This is a genomic window from Ruegeria sp. E8, assembly GCF_056533985.1.
The window spans coordinates 1-23,919 of sequence record NZ_JBQFOY010000022.1 but is presented as its reverse complement, the minus strand read 5'-3'; the positions used below and the strand labels follow the sequence as shown (position 1 = coordinate 23,919).

Below are 23,919 nucleotides of genomic sequence, written 5' to 3'. Positions count from 1 at the left end.
TGAGCTGTCGTCATAATGGTTCGCCGCATCATCAAACCGACCAGATGCGCCAGATCCTCTCTTAGCTCAGGCGGCCACTTATCCCAAAATCCCTGGCGACAGACCTTACTTCAATTTATCAATATAGAGGCGGCAACCGAACGTACGATTTTCGTTTCAATACCGTGCCAGCTGAAATGCACTTAGGAGCGGACTGAAACCTATGGGCGTTGCTCAGTCCGGCAGGCCAGCTTCGCGAAGGGCGTGCATCAGGCGGTCAAGCGTAACCGGGTCTTTATAAGGCTGGCTTTTGGCATAGTCGGAAAGACAAAACTTTGGATCACTTGTGATGACTTCATCGGCAATACGCCGCGCCTCGTCGCGCGCGCACGTAAGCTCGTAGTCGCTGCAAAGAATGATGCGCGCGTCATTGTTGTTGGGATTGAGCCGCAACGACTCCTTCGCTGCTGGGATCGAAAGCGCGACGTCCCCGCAATCCCGGTAAGCAGCCGCAAGTATATCAATTAACCAGACAGGATACACTTTCTCAAGATGAAGGGCCTCTTTCACGCTTTCGACGGCTGACTGCGAGTCGCCGCAATAATTTGACACGAGGCCAAGCAGGGCATGCGCTAGCGGGCAACTCGACCGAAGCTTTGCTCCGGTTTTACACAGCGTCAGCGCTTCGTCATACCGTCCTTCGAGAAGCAGAAGGTGTCCCAAGACAGCATGGCCGATGCCGTTGTTGTCTTCGTATTCCATGGTCTTCTGAGCCCAACTGGCTGCGAGTTCCATGGATCCGGCCGCAGGGTCGGTCCACCTGAAGAAGCCGTCCATCCAATGCGTGACCGAAACGTAGCTCGGACCAACCACCGAGTCTGGCTGAACTCGGTAAAGTTCTTCAAACAAGCCGCGAGCAGTCGCATTGTCCTGCGGGTTCAGTTCCTAGAAGTGACTGGCTCCGCGGTAATAGTGCTCGACAGCTTCCGGGCTGTTGAGTTTCCCGAACCAAATACGATTCCGTTCGTTCGTGGCCAGCTCTATGTTCAGCGCTGAGATGATCTCACGGGTGATTTCGTCCTGAACCAGAAAGATATCATCAAGAATGCGGTCATAGCGTTGCGCGAATATGGTTTGTCCCATGTCGACATCGGTCAGCTGTACCGTGACCCGAACGCGGTTCCCGGCCTGCTGAACGGCGCCCTCAAGGATAAAGCGGGCTCCGAATTTTGCACCCACCGAAGGTGCAGACACGTCTTTATCGCGATAGGAGTTCAGGGCCGGCGCATGTACCAGGAATAGTCCGGAAAGCTGCGTCAGCGTCGCTGAAATACCGAACCTGAGGCCGTCCGCAAGATAGTCCTTGTCGGGTTCGGACCCCAGACACTTGAAAGGGACAATTGCGACGCAAGGCCGGTCCGGAGGGTCGAATTCAAGCGCGGAAACACGCGCGGACGTCTCCCGTTTCACCTCTTCAGTGGACACGCGGTACGCGCGTACTTGACCCTCAATATTCTTGAGAGTTTTCTCACCCATAATTTCCAGCGCTTGAGTAACCTTGCCTACAACCTGATCGTAAATTGCTCCGCTGATCAGAATACCCCCGGCGTCGGCCAGCGCCTCGAGCCGGGACGCGACGTTCACGGCATCGCCAAGGAGGTCATCGCCCTGGACCATCACGTCGCCCAGATTGATGCCTATGCGAAAGCACATTACGCGGTCGTCCGGAAAGCCTGAGTTGTTCCTCTCGAGGCATTGCTGAATTTCAATGGCGCATCGCACGGCTTCCACCGGGCTCGGGAATTCGGCTATCACGCTGTCGCCCGAAGTTCCGAAAACACGCCCGTTATGGGTGGCAACTTTTCCGTCAATGGTCTCGCGATGGACTTTGAGCGTTCGCAGAGTCGCTTCCTCGTCCGAATCCATGAGGCGGCTGTATCCAACCGCGTCGGCTGCAAGGATAGTCGTGAGCCTTCTTTGAACTTGGTTGTCCGTCATAGCACCGGTTTCTCCCGGTCACGGTTCAGTAGCATCATCTTACATTTCAGGTTGATGCAAGTCCATCGACGCAGGCTGTTGGGGTGGGGAAGCGCACCGATTGAACAGCCATTGGGCGCGGTGATTCACGCCAAACGGCGGAAATCAATGGGTCCTGAGCCCAGGCTCTGTCGTTCCAAACAGATCATGATGAAAAACGTGGAGAATCTGGAAAGCAAATTCGCCCATGCTAAGACCTATAAATACTATGATTATCATATGATTTCAGTTCAGCGCGCTCAGAGGTAACCCACCGCACAGCGCTCCAATCCCCGACCGTCATCGACACCTGCTTCCTTGAGGCCTTGTGCCAACGCATCGGAAAGGAACAGTATCTCCGGAACCTTCGGGTCAAGCCAGATATCAGGTCCACCCAACGCGTCGGGAACAACAACAAGTTCTGTTTCCTGACCACTACGAGGCCGATAGCGAACTTCGGCACCATTATTTCTGAGTGGTGCTTTCCTGTCCCCTTCCGGTCCAAGGGTTTCGTAGTTCCCCATCGCGCGTGTGTTGCCGACATTCAGCAGGTAATAGGGTTCAGATGTGGTGCGCTCGGTTTCTTCCGAATTCATGAGCGTGATCGGATGCAGAACTGTATTCCCAAGTTCAAACATCTCCAGAACCCGTCTGGCCGCGTCTGAGATCATCGGCAATCCGCCACCGGAAACAAACGGAGAGGTGTAGTATTCGGCTTTGGAATTATAGTACCAGATGTCACCGACCATATCCGAAGTTAGGATGTCACCACGCTTCCACCCTTGATAGACTCCATCGAAGAACGCCTTGAATGTCTCACGCTCTTCAGCATTCAATTTGTCCATCGTAGATTCAATGAACTCGGGTCGTTCGATTGGAGTAACGTTGTGAATTCTGTTGGTCGTGGTTGAGATCCAGACGCACAAGTCAGGATCAAATCCGGCATCGTCCGTCACTGCAATCGTCCTCGTTTGCTGCTCAGCCATATTCACGTGTTTTCCGGGCAGTGAAAGAAGGGTAGGGCAGGAAAATTCCGCCCCTATTTCTGAGTACCTGCAAACATGCTTTGGTTTGTGAAGCTGCGGACCTCGACGCCCTTGCTTTATGACTGCTTAAACCTCGCTTCTCATTCAGTCAGCTTCGCTCGTCTCTCAATCATCTACCAGAGATGTGAGGTGTTCAACGTCGCCTTTGTTCCTCAGATCGACCATCCAGCCTGATTGCGCGCTGCTGCGCCGCCGCAAGTCCGGTATGAGGCCTTTTTACCGGATACTGCAGTTTGCACGAATGTCTGCTTTTCTAGCTGGATCATTGCGGCCAAGTCTTTGGTCGCGCGGCGATGTGGCCTATGGTAGGTCTTAAGTCATGTGGAATTCAAAAGCGCTGATCTGTCCATGAAAATTGGTGTGATTGTAACGGGACTTCCTGCGAGCGGTAAAACGACGATCGCTCGCGAAATAGCAAAGCAATTGAGCTTTGAACTTCTAGACAAAGATGATTTCCTTGAGGATCTATTTCAACGCTTTGAGGTTCGTTCTCAAGATGACAGGAAGCAGCTTAGCAGACAAAGCGATCATGCTTTCCAAGATGCGGCTATGAGATCAGGTTCTGCCGTTCTGGTGTCACATTGGCGATCCTTGCGGGACGGCGATGACAGCGGTACCTCATCGGATTGGCTGGACCAAGAATACGGGCGAATTGTCGAAGTTGTTTGCCAGTGTTCTCCAAAAGTCGCTCTCAAGAGATTTCTTTCCAGAGCAAGGCACCCAAGCCACTTGGACACTCAAAGTGATCCTGACGAGCTTCAGCAACGAATGGCAACATGGTCACACCGATTTCCACTCGGTGTAGGCACTCTGGTAGAGGTCCAAACGGAGAATTCGGTGAACATCTGTTCTTTGATCGAAGAGGTTCGAGTAGCGTTGTCAGACGCCCGATAGCTGCTGTTGATACTTGCTAGTCGAAAGACCGCTTTGTCCGCCGTCCAGACATCTGCCGCCGTCGTGATCGAGCTAGCGCAGCGAATGGCGGCAATTCGGGCTGCGACTGCAGAAGTCGAACAACCGTGTGAGTGGCAGCTTTGGGCCGCCAACGAAATCCAGCGGCAATGGGTAAGGGGCCTATACCGCCCCGTGGCAGGGAATGATGCATGAATTAGCATCTACTGTGGCCAGTTCGCACTGGAATGGCCTCGATAGCCCAGACACGAACTTCATTCGTCAACTTTTGGCTTCCAATTGGCTTGTTTCATAGCGTCACCAAGTTCCACCCCGTATTCTGGATTCGCAAATAGTCTCTGAAACAAAATATCCACCCTACTGTCAGGCCATTCACGCGAGAGTTTATCCGACAAGGCTTGAGCTTCACTCTCGTTCCCCAGCATCTGATGAGCCGCCATCAGATAGGCGACAGAAACAGGGCCGACAGGGCCACCCTTTTGGGTCACCTGTTCAAAGGCAGAAACGGCACCTTCGAAATCCTTCAGATGGAACTTTGCAGACCCCATCGCGTTCTGAAACACATAACCTCGGTCCAAATCTATTTTCGACAGTGCATCTTCGCTGATCGCCACGACTTTTTCGAACTCACCTGAGTACAACAGGATCAATGACACGAACTCCAGCACGTGCACGTCGTTTGGTGCCAACCGCTGCGCCCTGTACGAGAACTCCATAGCTTCCGGCCAGTTACCCTTGGTAAATTCGACCCAGGCCTTTGCAGATTGGCTCCACCCTGTTTCGGGTGCCAATTCAATCGCTCTATCGGCCTGAGTGTCTGCGTAACGCAGCATATCCCCGGTCGGATCAGCGTCCGGTGTAACCAGCGCTATTGTTGCTGCAACCTGCGCAGCCCCTGCATGGCCTCCGAAATAGCTGTCGTCGTTTTCGATTGCCCCCTGGAATATTGTCAGGGCTCCCTTTAGCCGCGCGGGCTCCAAGGCCGGAAAGATCAAATCGCGGCCCGAATTGGCCAGGTTAACGGCCTGAAGTCGCATGGGGGATGCATCAAATATGGCGCTGCGTTCAGCTTGGCTCAGGCTATCGACTGGCTGGCTGACTGGAACGCCACGATTTGTCGACATAAACGCAATTGCCGCTGCAACAGAGATAATAAGGAAAACCCCTGCAATCCCAATGAATCGGCGTGGCCAAGTATACGTCCTGGCTTCCCTCTCGGGTACTTCGGGCTGATCCGTCCTGGGCGACCTAATCGAAATCTCAGGTGCGTATCCGCCTTTAGGCAGATCGAAAACAGTGACTTCATCGCGGCCATCTTCGACATAATACTCGGCCAGTTTGCGACGCAGGCGCCCAGCATCCACCCGAACCACATTTTCTCGACGCGCCATCTCGGACATGCTAGCGCCGTAGACATCCATGGCGATAGTTTTGGCACGAATGTCTTCGGCTCGACCGTTGAGCGATTCCTCGACGACGTAGATAAGAAAATCCTGCAGTCGCTGTGATCCAGCGAAAGTCTGGGACCCGACAAGTCGCTGAAGCGCGGCCCGCACGTCTTTGGCGTCAGGCGCTTTGCCATTACTAATAATAGTCGATGTGCTTTTGGATAATTCCATTTTTTCAGCAAGTTACATCTCTGATTATACCGTATTATGCCCCGATAAACCTTTTGTGAGAAGTGAATTCGGCGAACACTCCCCTAAGCCTGCTGATCCATCGAACGAGCTCCGCAATGAAAGGTATCGTCCTTGATACCCTGTTTCCTGATCAACGAGCCGCAATTGCGGACTTACGGCGTGAAGACATTATTTTCGATGAAATTTGCCGGGACTATCTGCTTCTCAGTGACGAGTACCTTGCCTTGAACACTGAATCTGGAAGCCAATCGCTCAAAATTGCCTGCGACATCCGCGAAACGCTGAAAGGTCTTCAGGAAGAAATTGCTCAATCGCTGCGGCGTGCAGGGAAGATGTAATTCAAAAAGGGGAAGGGATACCGATGGGATCAATACTGAAACAAGGCTCAGTCATGGTGCTGATGGCAAGCGCAAGCTTTGCGCAGGATGCGCCGATAATTCATGATGGAGAGTTTGAGTTCCTTCGCGCACAGTTTGGCGAGCAATGGGATGCGCAGGACACCGAGATTGAGGCGAAACTTGCCGGGATCCGCGATGCCAATGGCGGTCAGCCACCCAACATCCTCTACATTTTGATCGACGATGTTAGCTTTGGTCAGATGGGCAACCGAACGATGAATTACGTCACCGGGTTCGATACGCCAAACATTAACGATTTCGCCGCGGAAGGCATGTCTTTGATGCGGATGTACACTGAGCCATCCTGTACGCCGACACGAACGGCGATGCTGACCGGTCGTCACCCCGTGCGTGCGGGCGTTGAAGAGGTCAAGGTTGCCCTGGTTGGCGAAGGTCTTGCGTCCGAAGAGGTAACGATTGCCGAAATTCTGAAGGAAGAAGGGTACAACACTGCGCATGTTGGAAAATGGCATCAGGGTGATATTGAACAGGCCTACCCACACAATCAGGGATTCGACTGGGCGGCCTTTCCCTTACACCAACAGGTTCAGCTTAGCCTGATGACGCGGGATGCAATGGTCGCCAACAATATGCTTGGTTACCATCCGTCAGGTCAGTCCAACCAGTTTCAATTGGACGAGCGGTTCAAACCCTATGGTCTCGTGACCGGCGTTGAGGGTGAAGCCGGCGGCCTGGCTCGCGAAGTCGACATGGCACCCGGCGAAGAATGGACCCAAGCGAAATACGAGGAAATGAACTTGCGTTATCAGCGTCAAGCATTGGAGCAGCTAGAGCGGCTGGCTTCACAGGACGCGCCATTCTTTATGCAATATTGGCCACTCTATCCTCTGAACTTTGCCTATCCTGATCAAGCTGTATCCCGCAACGGCGGATTTCATGCCGACAAATTGCAGGTTCTGGACGGCTGGATCGGCGAGGTTCTGGCCAAGCTGGATGAAACCGGCAAGGCAGATAATACCGTCGTTATGATCATGGCTGACAATGGTTTGATGTATCACTACGAAGGGACATCGGGCTTAAACCAGCTGATCTATCGCGGCGGCAAGACACAGCACCTTGAAGGCGGTGTGAGAACTGACGCGTTCATCCGGTGGCCTGGCGCGATCGAGGCGGGCAGTGCAGCAGGTGACATCGTTCATGTCTCAGATCTGTTTTCAACCTTTGCCCGGCTCGCAGGCGCGACAGACCACATTCCACGCGACCGTGTCATTGATGGCATCGACCAGACGGCTCTATTGCTTGAGGGAGAAGGCAATTCGCGCCGCGACTATGTCTATGTGTATGAAGGGCCGGTTTTGCGCTCGGTCGTGAAGCAAGAGTTCAAGATGCATCTGCCAGCTCCCGGTCAGCCCGGCGCTGCGGCCCCTGTCTTCAATATCTATCGCGATCCCCGTGAAGAACATCCGCTTGTCGGGTATTCGCTGTGGTCCGGGGCGTCATTCCAGGACATGTTGAAGCGCCACCAGAAATCCATCGAAAAGCACCCTCACAAACCGCTCGGCAAGGGTGTCCCCTATGAGGGAATTGAAAATCTCAGGCCCGAAAGCGAATTGGCCCGAGAAGTCTTTTCTAGCTGGCAATGACGAACGTGAGACGGCGGTGCCGAGACGCCGCCGTCTAACTGGTCGCATGAATTTTTCCAAGGTGTACTATGACCCGCATCTACCTTCATCTGGCGGTCTTGACCTCGGCGTTGCTCGTAATGGCTTCTACCACTAAAGCCGAGGAAAACGCGTCAAATCCGCTGGCGGCGGTTAACAACACGGACATTCGCTACCAGTACTTCGATTTGGAAGGCGGCGCTGGCCGTCAGGACATGTTCATTGATGGTGCATACATGCTGCGCCCCGATCTGAAGCTAAAGTACGAGCTTCATTACAATTCAACGAATGTGACGGGTGAGAGGTTCGATGGGTTCGAAAAGACCAGCTTCAAGCTGATCTACTTCCCCTCCCAAATGCCCTTGAATGACACATGGTCCGTCAAGTCCGCGCTTGGTCTGGAGTGGATACTTGATTTCGGCGACCCCGATGAAGGCATTGGCACCGGGTCTGATCAAATCGCTCCGTTCGGAGGGTTCGCCTTTGCAAACGCAAACAGGGGGCTGACACTGATCCCTCTGATCCAGCATTTCGCATCTTACAATGGACCGACCGATGTAAGCCAAACCGCGATGCGCCTTATTGCGCTTCAGCCGTTTGGTGAGGGGTATTGGATCAAAGCGGATATCAAAGCGCCCTATGATTGGGAGAATGACGCCTGGCCCGCGACCGCAGAATTCCAGATCGGAAAGAACCTGAGCCCCGGAGTAGCCCTCTATGCAGATGTGTTGATCGGGATTGGTGCTGATCGCCCCTATGACCAAGGCGCCGGGATCGGTCTTAGGTTCAATTATTAAGTCGCGATTTCCTAAAGGAAGCAGTCATGCCCTATACCGCATCACACAGCGTCATGATACTTGCGATAAGCCTTGCGGCTCTTCCAGCGTTTGTATCTGGTCAATCATTACCGGCGCCTGGTCAAGACGAAACCGGTTGGCGTCATGGAGCCTCCTTCTATCTGTTCACACCCCTGCGAACCAAGGGAACGTCAACCGTAGCTGGACAATCCGTAGATCTGGATCTGGACCTTGGTGACGTACTTGATGTGCTCGATTTTGCGGCAGCCGGCCGGTACGAGGCATGGAACGGGGATTTTGGGATCATCGTGGATGCGAACTATGTCGGCATCGAACAAGATACTACTTTGCCCGGCCCTTTGGGCGCCGGGGTTAACGTCGACGTTCGTCAAAAATGGTTCGGTGTGCTGGGTGCTTACCGTGTTGCAGATGGCGTATATGGCGGCAGCAGCCAGCGATACGCAATCGATCTTCAAGGCGGTCTGAGATACAATTCCATTCGTCAAGAAATCGACATAACAACTACAGATCCGGGAAATCCACCTGCACTAGGCGGTGATCAGGATTGGATCGAACCTGTATTCGGCGCACGTGGAATGTGGCGATTGAATAATAAATGGACTGGGATTGCCTCTTTGGAGCTTGGTGGGTTCGGAGCAGGCGGGAATGACCTCCAGATCGGCACGAATGTAGGGTTCGATTACCAACCTTGGGAGAATAATGCGTTCACATTTGGGTATCGCTATTTCAGCGTCGACTATAGCGATACGCTGAGTTCCGGAGAATTCGCCTATGACGTCGACCAGCACGGGCCTTACTTTGGCATCAAGTTTTTCTTCTAAGGGCAAAGATTCGGTCATTGAACGTAGGTATTCGAAGGGTCGCTCTATTGCGCTTTCGGCCTCCGGCGCACTCGCAGCGAATGTCCGGAAAGCGGGCTGCGACCGCAGCATGTGGGGCACCTGTTCAATGTCTCCTATGGGCCGTCTGCGCGATCAGGTGACGGTGGGGCAGGGGCCTGTGCTGCAACGGCACCGAGGTCCGGAATGAGCCCAAAGTGACCGATGCTGCACGGCGCGTAAACGTCAGCTCTTGGTCAGATGTCGTTTAACAACAACTTTAAGAGTTCTTGTAGTCATCCATCAAAACTTGCAATTCATCTAGGCTTTCCGGGGCTTGAGCGTAGCTATGTTTAGCTGGGACAGTTGCCCAACTCATTTTCTCGTCGGTCATTACTTCAACATATGGCTCAAAGTATGCAGCGTTGTCTAAAATTGATGTGCGCATGTTGACTCGATAACTTGCTCCGCCAATTTGGGAGTAAACAAAATTCAAGCACGACTTGCAAAAATAATGATCCTTTCCGCTCGAACCGAGGCCACTTTTGATAAGTTCGCTGGTGAATGAAAAACTCTCCTGTGGAAACATGGTTGTCAGTGAATATGCGCTAGCCGTGAATTTTTGACAGCTACGGCCATGGCACGCCAAGGTCAGAAGCGGCGGAGACTTGACATGTACCTGTACGGATCCGCACAGGCAGGAACCTTCAAAAAGGGGGTATGGATAAAGCCATCAGCAATTATCTGTTTTCTAACGTTTGTTTGACCGTATCAGGCGTTCAACGAAAAAATCCAGACGGCAGATTTGTCCACCACCACCCATTTACAGTCCGGCGCTGAATGTCCGGTTCTCGCGGCTTGTGACTTGCTGCACGTTCACAGACGTGAAGTGTAGCAAAAAAACCCTGTTTTCCGCTGGTGATTTATGCCTCCGAACGTAGTTCAATGGCTCCTTAGAGTAGCTTGCGCCAGTAAAGTTTACGTTGACCGATTTACTGTTTTCCGCCGAAGGAGCCGATGTGATTGATACCGCCGGGGCCTGAAGTGTGGAATGTTCCTCCAATTTCGGTAGCCTGCGGACCGTAAAAAACTCCGTCTACTCTGCCGCTTGTTCCAGAACCAGTAACATTGGCCGAAAAAGTTGCATCCACAACACTCCCAGAACCTACAAAATCCAGTTCCGGGGTCGTTTGGATGGCGCCAGTGTTGACGTTAACAGTTTGCGTGCCTGTACTGGAAAAGGTCAGGTCAGAAAAATCCGTGGCGACAGAAACTTCTGAACTGGTCATATACCTCTGCCCGTCAGCAAGAGTTGCGACACCTGTCATGGCACCTCTGTATGTTGCGTTCGTGCCGGTTGGTACGTTTCCGGTTTCTGTTCTTGTGCCAAAGGAGCCAACTCCGACTTTGCCTGAGGCTGTGCCCAGTCCAGTCATCCAAGCTCCAAAAGTTTGATGTACATAGCCGTGAGATGACGGGTCAACAAAGATGCCGATATTCTGCCTATCCGCGGTCTCTGCAAGGATCACACCGCCTTGAGTAGTAAAAGTGTCGCCGACCAATGTGTTAAACGTGACCGAGTTATCAGAACCACCAGCGCTCCACCCGATTAAATTTCCGTCTCTGGTGGTAATGCTGGCACGGCCTTCTGCAGATTCGGATGTGCCAGCAATAGTAGCTTTCCCTGAATTTACATCAATTGTGTAGGCGGCCGTAATGGTTTGACCATCAAGGCTTAGGGTGACGTTTTGCGGCATGCTGAGGGAAGGAGCACTCGAGCCTGACCCACCACCAAGACAGGCGGGCAATAACAATAGTGACGTGACTGAAATGAAAGCTCGAAGTTCAGTAAGCTGCATAAAAACCCTCTTTCCGCACAAGCTAGAATCGCCTTGATTGTGAGAGGATAAAAAAAATTTTATTAACTTAGAGTTACCTGAATGCCTCTAGCTCAGTAACTTTGTGTAAGTTGAGGCGCTTTTTACTAATTTTTGGAACATAATTTACCGCCAAATTATTTGACCGTTTCCGAAGAGTTATCATTTTAGGACTATTAGTTTCGAGTACGTCTCGGAAATAGGGGAAAGACATGGCGTCATATGAATTTACACTTACTCCTGGATCCACTTCCAACACCGTAAACATTGAACATTTTGGTGCTAATTTTAGGAATATGTTTCCGAACATTGGCGAGGCATACGACCTGCTGGATGTCACACATTTACGTTATCCTGCCGGAAGTGCACAGAGAGAAAATATTACTTTCCTGCCAGACGGTGAACTCAATGCAAGGCTAACCGAATTTTTAGATTGGGTGGTGGAGCGGGGCACACCGTTTACGTTGAGCGTTCCTGTCGGAGATCTACTGGCTACACAAAAACAGATGATTGAGTTTGTAGACGCAGTTTACGAAAAGCTCGGCCCTGACGGCTATCTCTTAAAAAACTTTGAAATTGGCAACGAATACTGGGGATTTCAGGAAGCTTCCGAGTACGGTCAAGATGCTTCGAAAGCAGCAGAATACCTCTCCCATGCCATCGAATCTTACAATCAATCGTCATCTGGTTCCGACCATGATCCCAAGATTCTAGTACAAACCGCGCCGCCTTGGCACGTCGGGCAGAACAGCTCCATTGATCAGAAAAACATGGAAATTATAAAGTATTTTGATGCGAACCAAGATTTGTCTGATGGCCTCCAAGCCACCGTAGCTAGCGAAGCAATCGACGGGATCGTTTCTCATTACTATTTTAACAAAAGTTTCGAGGGTGATAACACTTTTTCCGGCGGGTACTATGAAACTCGAGCCATCGATTCCCGGATTCGTATGTGGGAGAGTTTTTTTGAAAAGGAACTCGATTATCACGTAACCGAATGGAACGTCCAGAATGCGAATATTGGCCAACAGGGTTTAAAGGCCGCCTCTGTAGTACTTGAGCAGTTCGAAAACATGATTGAAGCGGGAGTTGATGCCGCTGATGTCTGGTCGGTGTTGAATCGTAACTACAATGCTTTCGCCGGAGGAATAACGGAGGAAAGTCCGGTTCACTTATCGCCCGCCGGTCAGGTTTTCGCTTGGATGAGGGAAAGTCTGATCAATGATAAAGGACAAGGCCTGTCTCTCTTGGATCTTGGTGGGCTTCAAGAAAACCATAGGCCCATCGAAATAAACGCTTACACTAACAGCGTAAAAACTGTTCTCTACATTTCCAGCAGGACAAATGAGTTTGGGGTCAATGTTGGTTTGAATTTGTCTTTCCTGGCTCCTTACAGCACTTTTGCGTCGGTCCGAAAACTTGGAATACAGGATGGTAGCTCAAATGGTCTCAGTGATAGGGCGGTATATGACGACGAGGGAAATTTAGTTCCGAATTCGCGAAACAAGCTTCGCAGGATCGACGAGGCTGAGAAGCTGGAACTCGAAAATTTACTAAAAAACCTATTCAAACTGGGAATTTTGAGTAGCGGAGTTATCAGCCCCTATGAGGAAGGAACTTACCGCACCTATTTGCCGCCACCATCCACGATACTACTTAAACCCGGAGTTACATCTGAAACTGCGACAAGTCTGGATGATTTCTATTTTGCTGGTGAAGTCGATGTAACCGTAGAGGTCGAAGAGTACGAATTCGACGATTTGTCCGATGTAAACTTTGTTTTGGACCCATACGAAGTTGTCGAAGTCACCTTGGATGCAGGGGATGTATACTATGGCGACTACAGTCCCGTAACACTACCTCAGATTGCTATTGCTGTTTCCGGTAATATCGCCAGCGCCACGGATGCTAGTGATGGCGGCTATAGCGCTGTTGGCAGTGGTGGTGACGATACGTTGGATGGCGGAGGCGGAGACGACATTGTCCAGGGAGGAGTCGGTAACGACACTGTATCTGGAGGTGCCGGTGATGACTTTTTGTTTGGAGGCTCCGGCGATGATGCCCTCGATGGTGGTAGCGGAAATGACACGGTGTTGGCAGGAGGTGGAAATGACGTTGTGGCAGGTGGAGACGGCAAGGACGTGCTTTCCGGAGGAAAGGGTAACGACATACTCACGGGAGGGGCAGGAAACGATTTTTTGGAAGGAGGAGCCAATAATGACGTTCTGGAAGGTGGGGTGGGAAATGACGTGCTAGTTGGCGGCGACGGCGCCGACGTATTTGTTTTTCGCTCAGGCGAAGGTGTTGACACAATCCTAGACTTCCAGGACGGGCTTGACGTAATCAAAATTGACCAACCCGGGGCGAACTTTGAGGACCTGACTATCACCATTCTGGATTCGTCTACCGTTATAAGCCTTGATGATTCCCCTATTGCCGTAATCGCCGGTGCGCCGATTGTCCTTTCGGAAGATGATTTCGTCTTTGTATAAAGTGCATCCAAGGTTGATTCGCGAAACCTTCTCAAAGGCTTTGCTCGGGCAGCCAATATCGACAAGCTACGGAAGCCATAACGATTGATAAAGAAAGTCCCGCTCAGAACTCGTCTGTCATCAACGCGAGGCTCACGGTGGGACTTTGGAAAGAAGGGCTAAAGACGCACCATCTGCTCATCGCGCAATCAAATAATTTGATACTTTGACCACTCGGTTTTGAGACCTGATTCACACCGTGGGCCGGAAACCAATTGGTCCTGAGTGTAAGTTCAATGCAGAAGATGATTTAGTTTGATAATTAGGCGCAGAGGCTAAACTGGCTCGCATGCGAATAAAGATTGAAGATATTGATGCCTTAATGTCATGCTTTCGTTTAGGGTCGAGATTTGATTGTGAGCTAATTGAGTGCTGATCCAACAGAACATTTATGTCCTTTAGAACACAAAACTGATTGCGCTGGCTAAATGTGTTTTCATCATCGGAGTTTTCAAGCACCAGGGAGGTTTCATCGGCGACTTCTAAAGCAAGTTCCGTAGCAAACTGAACCTCCGCAGGTTTAGCCAGGACTGCTATCAAAACGGCCATCGCAACAACATCATAAAAGTTGGGTATTGGTTCGACACGGCCACATCCGAAAATGGTCTGTGCGCCGAAGTCTGCTTGAAGCAATCTCCACGCACCCTCCACTGTAGAGGTAGGTTTGCCTAATGTTGCAACTACATCCTCAATTTTAAATGGTGTTGTTGTTGTGCAAAACAAAGGACGTTCTCCTTAAAGTTGTCGTGCCTTTTTTTGCGAATTTTATGAAAATCTACTTAACGAGTGCTAGGGGGATAATTTTTTACATGACTCGTTTACGAAAGATTACTGGCTAAAGCGGCTGCTAAAAAACGGTTAACTATAATTTCCCACTACTTGCCCTGTGTTCGAATCAAGGGGCAAGCAATGTTAAGGTACGTGTTCGCAGAAGAATTGGATAAATTCCCAAAGCTAGCTAAAGGTATGTTCCGGGATCGGGCGGACCAGTTTAAAACTCGGTTGGGCTGGGACGTTCACGTCAACGAAAATGGAGAGGAGAAGGATCAGTACGATGATCTAAACCCTCTCTATGTCATTTGGGAAGAAGAGGACGGCAGCCACGGTGGCTCGATGCGTGTTCTACCTACCACAGGGCCTGTAATGGTTAATGAGATATTTGGGCATTTGATCGGCGGCAGACCAATTTGTAGCCCTTTGATCTGGGAGGTGACACGATTTTGTCTGTCCCGCAAAGCCGGCCCGCGTACGGCGGGCGCAATTATGCTCAGCGGCGGCGAGTTGATGGAATGGTTCGGTCTGACACATATTGCGGGTGTCTTCGATGCACGCATGATCCGGATTTACCGATTGATTGGGTCTTCACCCCTTGTTCTAGGGGCAGAAGGCAAGGGTCGCGATCAGATTTCAGTTGGGTTGTGGCCATATTCAGCCGGGGATTGTAATCGCGTGGCCAAACGTGCGGACATTTCGCGAGATCTGTCACGGCTATGGTTAAGGGCCTCTTTCGCTGGAAAAGCTACCTGTTTTCCCAGTTTGAAACAGCCGGCAGAATTCAAACACGTCAATGTCTCCTAGGAGCACCGAAGTTGTCATTGGAAAACTGTGTCTTCGAAGAGTTCAGTCTTTGAGGAACCGACCGGCGCATCGCATTTGCCTTTGCCTTTGCCTCGAAAAGCTATCCGTTATCATTTCGCGAACGTCGGAAGAAAACCCAATCCAGAGAAATCCGACGTGAAATCTCTAGTGACCTTCGGGCTTGTTCTTTCGACAGGACGTCGCCCAGCTGAGCCTTCAGCCATACTTTTGTGGACCGTCTTCAATCAGCTCTTAGCGCCGTGAGGTAAAATTACCAAGCTACTTGTCCGATACGACATACATGTTCTCAATGATGCGCACAATCTTTGGAATGGCTATGCCCTCGAGTTGACGGACTCATCGCTCCCTACAAGGCTCTTTTCAACTACTAGCAAACAACTTGGCAATGCCCTTCAGTCAACTCACAGTGTGCAAAAGGATTTTTTTTACAGCAGCGACTCAATGTCATGCATCCATGCGTCTATCACGTCCAATTCTTGCATCGGCAACGTCCAAATAGGCCTCGTTTCCCTGTCGCGTATCAATTGAGACCAGTTGTTGTATCTGTCGCATCTGTTCTACGTTTAGTTTTGACTCTAAGCAGAAAATCTCCAACGCGGCACCTAGGCCATTTAACACATTTGGCTCATTGTCTTTCTTTGCATCTTCGACAAGTTCAGACATAGCCTCTACAAACCAATGATTACTACTCATGAAACCCCTCGTTTTGTTTTGGCCAGCTTCGGGGTGCCATGGTTAACGTCAAGTTAACTAAGCGTATGGTTTTGAGACTTTTCGTATAATGTTTCAGGTTTCTGATGTGTATGGCTTTGGATGTAGGAATCAATCACTTGGCGCATAGCAATTGCCGTGAGATGGAACCCTTCCGCTTCCAGCCTCAACTCAATACCGTTCGCTCTTTGCAGAAATTTTTCGTCCATAGGTACAGCCCCTTGTTCACCCACCAAGTAAATTTTATCTAAACTCTTCAGAAATCCTTAAATTTTCGTAAACTGTCACACGTACGTGGTCACCAATCCGTGACTGGTGGATATCAGGCACAACATGTGCCTGTTTGAACAAGCTAAATCTGAAAAACCACCTGTGTTTGTTGCCTGACCATCCACAGTAACCCAAGTTAACGAACGCGTCGTATGCTTTCATGAGCCTATTGATCGCTGGTTACTTGCCAAAGCTTCAGTGCCCAGAACCTCGCGAGCAGTCTACGATCTAACCAATTACTCTTCGGTGACAAGTAGTGTTGACGTCAGCACGACCGGCCTAATGGGAGAATGCGCTAATCGTGGCCGTGGATACAGTTTTCCATGCGGTACCTACTGGCAACTGATGATCCGTGATCCGCCGCCAGTGTATGCGCCAGACAAAGCAAGAGTACCAACGCATAAAAGTGGGTCTATTGATGGAGCTGATCTTTCCTCAATGCCTATAACATATTGGTTTAAAAGGTATTTAATTAAAATTTTGGTGCGGGTGGAGGGACTTGAACCCCCACACCTTGCGGCGCCAGAACCTAAATTTGGCGCGGATCGTTAAACAACAACCACTTGGCCTGGAAGTTTCCCGAGACATAGCGGGAACAAAGGCAGAAACCGGGAAACAGGTGATGAACCGATCTCAGGCCATCCAGGCAGATTTTCCGGCGCGGGTATGTGCTTTTGTTAATCTTTCAAAGGCCGGGGAGATGAAGGCGTCGCTATTTGCGATAGGGAATCCGGGTCAGCTTCAGATCTGGCTAGCGCCGCCCGCTCCGCAGCGATCGCCTCACACGCCTCCTGTGCCTTACGGCGTTCATGCTCGTGCGATGTTACGATCAATTCCAGAGGTGGCCCCAGGCTGCATGTGGATGAACCCCAGCAACCCGGGTAATTGCGGCACCTCCAGAATAGCTGTTCTTGTGCATTCCGCCGCAGGACCATCTTCGCCCCACATCTGTTGCAATCAGGATGCGCGGAAATGAACGTCTGGCAAAACTTCTCGTCCCGCTCCCAGCCATTTGAAAGGCATGCCGTTAGACCTTCTTCCCGGTCCAGATCATCACGTGCGAGCTCAAGGACGAATTCCTTTTGCTTTTCTGTTGGCAGATTGACGGAGTTGTCTCTGTGCGCACAGAGTACCGAGTTTTCCTGCGCATGTCTCAACCGCTCATCAAGTATGTTCCAAAGTGGTGTCTCCATGAACTTGACAAGATGTCCCCAACAACAGTCGCAATTCATACACTGATCGACATAGACCGATGCAAAGCCCGGTTCATGTCTCCGTGGACAGGCATTGACGTAGAAATGCCGGGTCAGGTCGCGCGGAACCATCCTGTTGAGCCGGGAGGCTTCAGTTTCGAGTATCTTTGTGAACTCGGCTTCCAGTTTCTTCCGAGTCTCGTTCCTTCCGGAGACCAGCCACTTGCGAGGAGCCTCTGAGATTACGAGACTTGCAAGTTCATCAGGTGCGATATCGCGGTCTGTTTCCGAGAGATCAATCTCGATGGCACCAAGCCCCACTTCCCGCATCCGTTTCCGCTTCTCTGCATCGACCTCATGTGTCACACGAATTTCGATGAGCAACGCACTACCGTCTTTCTCCAAAATCGCATCAGGTTGAAACCCCTGATGCCTCCAATCCTGTGGCTCAATGCGAACACTGGATTCCGATGCACGACGTTCAGGGATCGTATGCGTCATCAGATTGTCCAGTTTTGCCATAGGTTTGCTGGCCCGTTGGTCTAGGGATGGCCAGCCTGTTTTGCGAATGACTTACTCCGGTAGCAGTATTTGCCCATTCAGATCTTCGAGGCTCTGCTTAGGTGCGTGGTGAAGTGCGGTTTCGCCCGCGCTGTCGCAGTCCACTTCTGATACATGGGCGAAGTGCCAAATCCGACGCTTGTCCTGACGCGCGATCAAGGGTGACTTGCAGGCTAGACAAAGACATCCGCATTCCAGGCCGTTCTGCACGTCGTTCACATGAACCAAACGACCATCCAATGCCCGCATGCCCCATCCAGGACGTTTTTCGTGGATTGCGGACAAAGATCGGTTCTCTTGAGGATTGGGTGAACTGCTACTCTTGCTCGCGCGCATGCTCCAGAATGCCATATAGCTGCCAAAGCGCGCCAGCCCTGAGACATGGAACATTATTGAGAACTGTAAGCAAACCACATTGTCCGCTTTGGGGCTGCGACCTGCCGAATGCGTACGCAGCGCCCTGTTGGATCAGCAATGACGGCTCAGGGCTCATACCACCTGTCTGAACCCACTGCACAGAATGGCTGCTCAGAGCCCAACGTGATGAACGCTGCAAACTGATTGAATGTCCGCCGTCAATCCTTCTTGGTTTCCCGCATGTGACTATTAATCCGGTCAGTTCGAGTTTTGTGTCAATCCAATGTGATGGTCTGCGAAAATGTACTGTTGCTCGCTCGCCAACGCCTCGTGACACGCCGAGCACTGCTCGCGAGGCAGAACCTGTGATGTAGTCTCGTAGGGTTCAGAATGATGGCCAAAGTTGAAGTATCCAAGGTGGCCCGTTTCCGCAGGAAACCGTTGAACGTCTTTCACCAACATGGCCAACCCGTTGTAGTGGCTCTCCGTCAACACTTCGCCAGCGTCGGCTGGCTTCGTAGCCGTGAACTCTTTTACGATCTGCGTGCCATTGGGCCAGGTTCCGGTAGCCATGTATATGGCAAATGCCATGGGTTCGACATAGGTGTCGATGTATTCGCTGGTTGGTATCGGAAGGTCGTCGATAATGTTGATTTCACCCTGTGGTATCAAGGTCGTACCAACATTTACCCATTGTCTGTGATTCAAAGGCCGGTTTACGGCTCCATCAGCATTAAAGGATACTGGTAATTGGATCGACTCTTCGGCCATTGATACAACACCAATGCAGGTCAGAGCGGCTGCGCCAGCAACAAGCTTTTTCATAACAATTCTCCGGCTTAGGTAGCTAACCCGGCCACGATGGTCAGTGGCCGGGAGCGTCGATGTGCGAGGTTGGAGTTAGTTTGTGGGCAGGATGTATGGGAACTCAGCCGTGTAGCGGTGGCTGTCATCGGCGTTGTCATCGACGGGCACACCCATCATAAGCTGCAACACAGTGTTCATCGCATCATCTTGCAGCGCGCGGCCGTTCAGATCGTCGACGGCGTAACTGGCCTCTGATCCCGGGCGATAGGTGATCACGTCCGGCATGACCATATCCGCGACTTTCTCCGCGTAGTCCACACCGTTGCCAACATCTGCTTTGGATGCAGAAACCGCCCAAAACACGTTGTTTACGATTGCTTGGCGGCGTTCTTCCACGTCAAGATCCGGTCGGTGTTGCTCATGATCTTCCTGGACCGCTGGTGTATCGGACAAGAATACGTACGGGAACAGCACGTTGGCATGTCGATCAACCTGGCTCCATTCGCCCTTGTGCGGAACTGCCGTTGTCGTGAAAACCTTGATCTCATCGCTCAGCATTGAGTTCGGGATATCAATGACAATAAAGCTGGAAGTTGCACCCAGGAACAAATCCCCGTCCTCTTGAAAGATTTCCGGCGAAAACGTTCCGCCCTGCTTAGCGGCATTGAACTTGGCCAAACCGATGCCATTGCCAAAGAACGGTTCTTCACCGCGCCCGGCCCAGACCCGAATGTCACCAGGCAGCGTTAGTAAATCGCCGACGTTCCCTTCGCCGAAAGTCTCCCCTTTTTCGCCAATCTCTGCATTAGGGGAGCCGATCTTGTGAGCTTCGATACTGTCGCCGTCGAAGGTAAATGCAAATGTCATGCCGGTTTCAAAGCTGTCATCCTGCGCAATATGGATATTGTAGATGCCCTCATTGCCGAACGTGACTCCGGCAGGAGAGTCCGTTGAACCCGGCGTGCTTGGGTTTGCGGAGGAAATGATGGTGGTGTAGCCATCGTTACTGGATTGAAAGACATAGGTGTCGTTCAGGTCGTATTCCGGGTATTGCCCCTGCAACCCTGAGATAAAGTGCCCTGATGCCAGCGCCATTCCGGTAACGCTTGCCACCGCCAGAGATGCTGTTGAAAAAGTCAGATAAGCAGACCTGGATACATGTTTCATTTTGGTTCTCCCGTGTGATTTTGAAGATTGTGATGACTGGCATGCCTCAATGCCGCGCATGGATTTCTGGGCGCGACGTTATGACCGGGGTAGCTCGTCAATTGGCACGAAGCGAATGGCCGAAGACTTTATGCAGTAGATCAGCCCGGTGGGTTCCGGCCCGTCCAATAGCAGATACCCGATGTGCCGGTTTGTTGCCTTGGAACGCAGCAAGATGCGTATCGCACCATGTTCGCGTTCGTTGATTTCCACGATTTTTTCTTCCGCTATCGGTCGTAAGAAGCTTGGCCATCCGTTTCCGGCATCGTATTTGTCGTATGACGCGAACAAAGGTTCCCGGCTGGTGGCTTCAACATAGATGCCGACCTCCCAGTGATCCCAAAATTCGTTTTCGAACGCGGCTTCTGTTTCCTCAACCGGCAACGGACTCCCTCCTGCACTTGAGGCTCTAGGCGTGCCTCAAACCCGCGAACACGTCGCCGTTTTGGATCGCAAGATGAGAAATAGGCTAAAACCTGAAACCTGACCGAAGCGTCTCGCTACAAGTCAATGATGGTTGCATTTACTGCAAGTTCCGCGTCGGTTTCGGCTACCCATTAGCAGATGTGTATTACGATCCTCCTTGAGCCTTACACAGACGCAAGCGTCTGTTGTTGGGCAGATCGTATGTCGCAGTTAATTTGAACGGAAATATTGAGTTGATCGAAGACGATAGGCAACGCTTATGGTCATAGGCGGCGATGTGGGGTGATCTGTCGATAGGCTTGGGCACTCGATTGGCCGTAAGGAGGTCAATCGGCTGGCTGGTACTCCGGCCACTCATGCGCCTCTGCCAGTTTTGCAAGCGCCTTCAGAGCAGGCGTTGGTGTCGATTGTCCCACAGTGGCAAAGGAGACCTTTCTTGACAGCGTCGGTTCGACAATTGGTCGATGCTCCAATTCGGGACGCAAAAGCGAATATCGGGGGATGCAGCAGACCCCCACACCATCCCTGACCAGACCCTGTATCCAATCCTCTCGTTGGCTTCTGAAAGCAACTTCAAGCTCAAGGTCAAGTTCCCGGTAATATTCCAGAACTTCTTCGCGGAACTCACAGTGAAGCCGCTCGACATATTGCTGCTTGGCAATGTCACGCAAAGGCACTGTGTCCAGTTTGGAAAACGGATGATCAGACGGAAACGCAATGACCATCGACTCCTCGAACAGCTCAACATAGTCCAATTGCGGATGGGGAGGGCCATGTCGGGCGCAAAAGGCCCCATCCAGAGCGCCGGACAATAACAAATCGGGGATGGAGGCGGGGGCAACGTCATGCAGCAAAATGGAGACCATCGGATATGTGATGCGAAATTCATCCAACATCGGGGCCAGCACACCAGGACCGACTGTACACATCAATCCAATATTAAGCTCAGCGATTTCTCCCGCATTCACGGCATTGGCAGTTGCCCGAACCATATGCCGGGTTCGGTCAATCTGTTCAAAATGTGCCCGTAATGATCTGCCAAGCTCGGTCAGTTCATTCTCGCGACCATCTCGGTGGATTAATTCCCCACCAAGCTCTGTTTCCAACCGCTTGATTGCTTGTGTCAGTGCTGGTTGTGACACAAAGCATTGCTCGGCCGCTCGCGTAAAGTTCAGCGTATCAGCCAGCGCCAAAAAGTATCGTATTTGATTGAAATCCATGATGTCCGAACTCCCCCGTTTGGCCGTCAAATGTCACGCAGAAGCCATTCGATGGCAAGACACCGCTATGATGTGGCGGGCCCATCTCCTTTGCGTCAAGTCTCCCGATACTCGCTTACAGGCAAAATTCAGAGCTCTCGTTGGGAAATTTAATCGCGCCCGATAAGCGGAGCCTATCGTCTTCGATCAAATCGTTATTTCAAAACGGTTTGCCAAAAAAACTAATCTTCCTCGGAAACACCTAGGCACGTCGCAATGGGCAGCGGCAGATCTGTCAGATGCCGAAAGCAAACGGGTGAAAGTAAAGTGAAAGAACAAGCAGGAGTAAAAACTGATGGTACGGCACTCCATAGCGTTCTTGTTGGGTGTGATCTTCATGCTTTCGTCATCACAGCACGCACATGCGGAAGAAACCAACTGGGGCTACGTCGGCGACACTGGCCCTGAACATTGGGGAGAATTAAGCCCGGCGCTGAGTATCTGCTCTGAGGGTCACGAACAATCGCCAATCGATATCAAGACATCAATGACCGTCAAGGCTGAGCCGCCAGCATTGGTTCTGCACTGGCAGGCGTTCGCTCCAGCGATCATGAATAGCGGGCGTTCTCTGGAAGTCAGCACTCAAGGCCAAGCTGGTAGCGCCGCCATAGGAAATCGGAAGTACCAATTTGTCCAATTCCATTTCCACCACGGCTCTGAACACCGTATTAACAGCAAGCAGGCGGATGCGGAAATCCATTTCGTGCACCAATCCGGCGAAGGCGATTTGCTCGTAATTGCAGTGCTGGTAGAGACCGGCGCGGCGAATATTGAAGTGGACAGCTTGCTACAACACGTCCCAGCCAAGGGGCAATTCGTAAAACCAGAAATTGTGATGTCTCCGGAAAATCTGTTACCCGGCCACCCTGCTGGGTATAGATACAAGGGCTCTTTGACCACGCCGGGATGCTTTGAAATAATCACATGGCACATTGTAAGCGACACGGTTACGTTTTCGCCGGAACAACTCCAAGAATTGCGTTCAACATTTCCTTCCAACGTGCGTCCCGTTCAGGAGATAGGACGCAGATATATCCTGGCCACTGACTAAGGCGTTGGCAGCTAAAGCGGCCATTCGTCTCAACGCAATGAGTGAAAGCATTGTCCCGCAATCAGTGAATTCGTTAGCAGGGTGATTTTGCGTGCGCAGCGAACGGCGGATTTGACGGGCCGCAACGCAGCGACCCAACTACGGGTTGAATGACGGCATTGGGCCGTCTTCAACCCAACCGTTTCTTGAACCTTAGAGTGGCCGCCAACAATCCGAATGCCCCAAATCCGATCATCCAGAGAATTCCCCAGCGCAACTCGTATAGCGACGCGTCACGCAGGACCACGCCGCGGATCATATCCATGAAATGGGTTGCCGGCAGGACCTGAGCAATCATCTGGACGGGTTGTGGCATGCCGTCGAAGGGGAACATGAAGCCCGACATCAGGATCGAGGGCAGTAGGACAAAGATGGTCATCTGCATCGACTGCAATTGGTTCTGCGCAAGCGTGGAAATCACCAGTCCAAGCGACAGGCTGGCGATGATGAACAACAAGGTCACCACAAGCAAAGTGCCCAATCCGCCGTTTATCGGGACATCGAAAAGGACATGCCCGAGGCCGAGGATGATTGCGACCTGTATCAGGCCCAGAAAGATGTAGGGGATGATCTTGCCGATCATCAGTTCGATCGATCGGATTGGCGTGTTGATCAGCATCTCCATATTGCCCCGCTCGCGTTCGCGGACGATGGCGGCTGAGGTGAACAGGATCATCGTCATGGTCAGAATTACGCCGACAAGACCCGGCACGATATTGACCGCCGACCGCTGCTCGGGGTTGAAGTAAAGCGTCACCTCGAAGGTGGGCACCTGCCGGTTTG

The 23,919-nt window shown here is 51.5% G+C and carries 22 protein-coding genes and 2 pseudogenes; 8 read left to right on the top strand and 16 right to left on the bottom strand.

Going from position 1 to position 23,919, the window contains the following annotated elements; genetic code table 11:
• Positions 1-213: 213 nt before the first annotated feature.
• From ACR0LF_RS20500 to ACR0LF_RS20490, 3 genes are all read right to left on the bottom strand, one after another.
• Positions 214-774, bottom strand: coding sequence for a hypothetical protein (locus tag ACR0LF_RS20500; protein ID WP_480579116.1), 561 nt, complete (start codon positions 772-774; stop codon positions 214-216).
• A 150-nt stretch (positions 775-924) separates the two neighbouring features.
• A complete protein-coding gene (locus ACR0LF_RS20495) occupies positions 925-1,977 on the bottom strand; it encodes an adenylate/guanylate cyclase domain-containing protein (protein ID WP_480579119.1) in 1,053 nt (350 codons plus the stop codon).
• A gap of 278 nt (positions 1,978-2,255) precedes the next feature.
• Positions 2,256-2,951 (bottom strand): hypothetical protein, encoded by a 696-nt coding sequence (locus ACR0LF_RS20490; RefSeq protein ID WP_480856459.1) that lies wholly within the window; start codon positions 2,949-2,951, stop codon positions 2,256-2,258.
• Positions 2,952-3,389: 438 nt separating this feature from the next.
• Between ACR0LF_RS20490 and ACR0LF_RS20485 the strand changes: the two genes are divergently transcribed.
• A complete protein-coding gene (locus ACR0LF_RS20485) occupies positions 3,390-3,935 on the top strand; it encodes a P-loop nucleotide/nucleoside kinase family protein (RefSeq protein ID WP_480579124.1) in 546 nt (181 codons plus the stop codon).
• 272 nt (positions 3,936-4,207) lie between these two features.
• Here the strand turns inward: ACR0LF_RS20485 and ACR0LF_RS20480 are convergent, their stop codons facing one another.
• Entirely contained in the window at positions 4,208-5,572 is a 1,365-nt protein-coding gene (locus ACR0LF_RS20480) for a tetratricopeptide repeat protein (RefSeq protein WP_480579127.1), read from the bottom strand.
• Between the two features lie 116 nt (positions 5,573-5,688).
• On the opposite strand from ACR0LF_RS20480, the gene ACR0LF_RS20475 reads away from it, so the two are divergent.
• The 4 genes from ACR0LF_RS20475 (at position 5,689) to ACR0LF_RS20460 (ending at position 9,252) form a co-directional block, all read left to right on the top strand.
• A complete protein-coding gene (locus ACR0LF_RS20475; protein ID WP_480579131.1) occupies positions 5,689-5,931 on the top strand; it encodes a hypothetical protein in 243 nt (80 codons plus the stop codon).
• A gap of 23 nt (positions 5,932-5,954) precedes the next feature.
• A complete protein-coding gene (locus ACR0LF_RS20470) occupies positions 5,955-7,595 on the top strand; it encodes a sulfatase-like hydrolase/transferase (protein ID WP_480579134.1) in 1,641 nt (546 codons plus the stop codon).
• A 68-nt stretch (positions 7,596-7,663) separates the two neighbouring features.
• Positions 7,664-8,410, top strand: a complete 747-nt coding sequence (locus ACR0LF_RS20465) for a hypothetical protein (RefSeq protein WP_480579137.1) — start codon at positions 7,664-7,666, stop codon at positions 8,408-8,410.
• A gap of 26 nt (positions 8,411-8,436) precedes the next feature.
• The gene (locus ACR0LF_RS20460; RefSeq protein ID WP_480579140.1) at positions 8,437-9,252 is read left to right on the top strand and encodes a hypothetical protein; all 816 of its coding nucleotides are present in this window, start codon (positions 8,437-8,439) and stop codon (positions 9,250-9,252) included.
• A gap of 277 nt (positions 9,253-9,529) precedes the next feature.
• Here the strand turns inward: ACR0LF_RS20460 and ACR0LF_RS20455 are convergent.
• Both ACR0LF_RS20455 and ACR0LF_RS20450 read right to left on the bottom strand, forming a co-directional pair.
• A pseudogene (locus ACR0LF_RS20455) lies at positions 9,530-9,949 on the bottom strand (GFA family protein); the annotation flags it as partial.
• 292 nt (positions 9,950-10,241) lie between these two features.
• Positions 10,242-11,108 (bottom strand): transferrin-binding protein-like solute binding protein, encoded by an 867-nt coding sequence (locus tag ACR0LF_RS20450; protein ID WP_480579143.1) that lies wholly within the window; start codon positions 11,106-11,108, stop codon positions 10,242-10,244.
• 230 nt (positions 11,109-11,338) lie between these two features.
• On the opposite strand from ACR0LF_RS20450, the gene ACR0LF_RS20445 reads away from it, so the two are divergent.
• A complete protein-coding gene (locus tag ACR0LF_RS20445; RefSeq protein ID WP_480579146.1) occupies positions 11,339-13,618 on the top strand; it encodes a calcium-binding protein in 2,280 nt (759 codons plus the stop codon).
• Positions 13,619-13,686: 68 nt separating this feature from the next.
• Here the strand turns inward: ACR0LF_RS20445 and ACR0LF_RS20440 are convergent.
• A pseudogene (locus ACR0LF_RS20440) lies at positions 13,687-13,791 on the bottom strand (IS5/IS1182 family transposase); the annotation flags it as partial.
• A gap of 58 nt (positions 13,792-13,849) precedes the next feature.
• Positions 13,850-14,380, bottom strand: coding sequence for a hypothetical protein (locus ACR0LF_RS20435; RefSeq protein WP_480579149.1), 531 nt, complete (start codon positions 14,378-14,380; stop codon positions 13,850-13,852).
• Positions 14,381-14,566: 186 nt separating this feature from the next.
• Between ACR0LF_RS20435 and ACR0LF_RS20430 the strand changes: the two genes are divergently transcribed.
• Positions 14,567-15,235, top strand: coding sequence for an acyl-homoserine-lactone synthase (locus ACR0LF_RS20430; RefSeq protein WP_480579151.1), 669 nt, complete (start codon positions 14,567-14,569; stop codon positions 15,233-15,235).
• A 465-nt stretch (positions 15,236-15,700) separates the two neighbouring features.
• Here the strand turns inward: ACR0LF_RS20430 and ACR0LF_RS20425 are convergent, their stop codons facing one another.
• From ACR0LF_RS20425 to ACR0LF_RS20395, 7 genes are all read right to left on the bottom strand, one after another.
• The gene (locus tag ACR0LF_RS20425; RefSeq protein ID WP_480579154.1) at positions 15,701-15,949 is read right to left on the bottom strand and encodes a hypothetical protein; all 249 of its coding nucleotides are present in this window, start codon (positions 15,947-15,949) and stop codon (positions 15,701-15,703) included.
• Positions 15,950-16,914: 965 nt separating this feature from the next.
• Positions 16,915-17,931, bottom strand: a complete 1,017-nt coding sequence (locus tag ACR0LF_RS20420) for a hypothetical protein (RefSeq protein ID WP_480627501.1) — start codon at positions 17,929-17,931, stop codon at positions 16,915-16,917.
• A 72-nt stretch (positions 17,932-18,003) separates the two neighbouring features.
• Entirely contained in the window at positions 18,004-18,240 is a 237-nt protein-coding gene (locus ACR0LF_RS20415) for a competence protein CoiA family protein (protein WP_480856461.1), read from the bottom strand.
• A 366-nt stretch (positions 18,241-18,606) separates the two neighbouring features.
• On the bottom strand, positions 18,607-19,173 hold the full coding sequence (locus ACR0LF_RS20410; RefSeq protein ID WP_480579163.1) for a cytochrome P460 family protein: 567 nt from the start codon (positions 19,171-19,173) through the stop codon (positions 18,607-18,609).
• 75 nt (positions 19,174-19,248) lie between these two features.
• On the bottom strand, positions 19,249-20,382 hold the full coding sequence (locus ACR0LF_RS20405; RefSeq protein ID WP_480579166.1) for a DUF4331 family protein: 1,134 nt from the start codon (positions 20,380-20,382) through the stop codon (positions 19,249-19,251).
• A gap of 18 nt (positions 20,383-20,400) precedes the next feature.
• Entirely contained in the window at positions 20,401-20,745 is a 345-nt protein-coding gene (gene msrB / locus ACR0LF_RS20400; RefSeq protein WP_480579169.1) for a peptide-methionine (R)-S-oxide reductase MsrB, read from the bottom strand.
• A gap of 368 nt (positions 20,746-21,113) precedes the next feature.
• Positions 21,114-22,007, bottom strand: coding sequence for a LysR family transcriptional regulator (locus ACR0LF_RS20395; protein ID WP_480579172.1), 894 nt, complete (start codon positions 22,005-22,007; stop codon positions 21,114-21,116).
• A 334-nt stretch (positions 22,008-22,341) separates the two neighbouring features.
• Here ACR0LF_RS20395 and ACR0LF_RS20390 point away from each other — a divergent pair, with 334 nt between their 5' ends.
• On the top strand, positions 22,342-23,097 hold the full coding sequence (locus ACR0LF_RS20390) for a carbonic anhydrase (protein ID WP_480579175.1): 756 nt from the start codon (positions 22,342-22,344) through the stop codon (positions 23,095-23,097).
• Positions 23,098-23,266: 169 nt separating this feature from the next.
• On the opposite strand, the gene ACR0LF_RS20385 is transcribed toward ACR0LF_RS20390, so the two are convergent.
• On the bottom strand, positions 23,267-23,919 hold a 653-nt coding region (locus tag ACR0LF_RS20385), incomplete at its 5' end, for an ABC transporter permease (protein ID WP_480579178.1).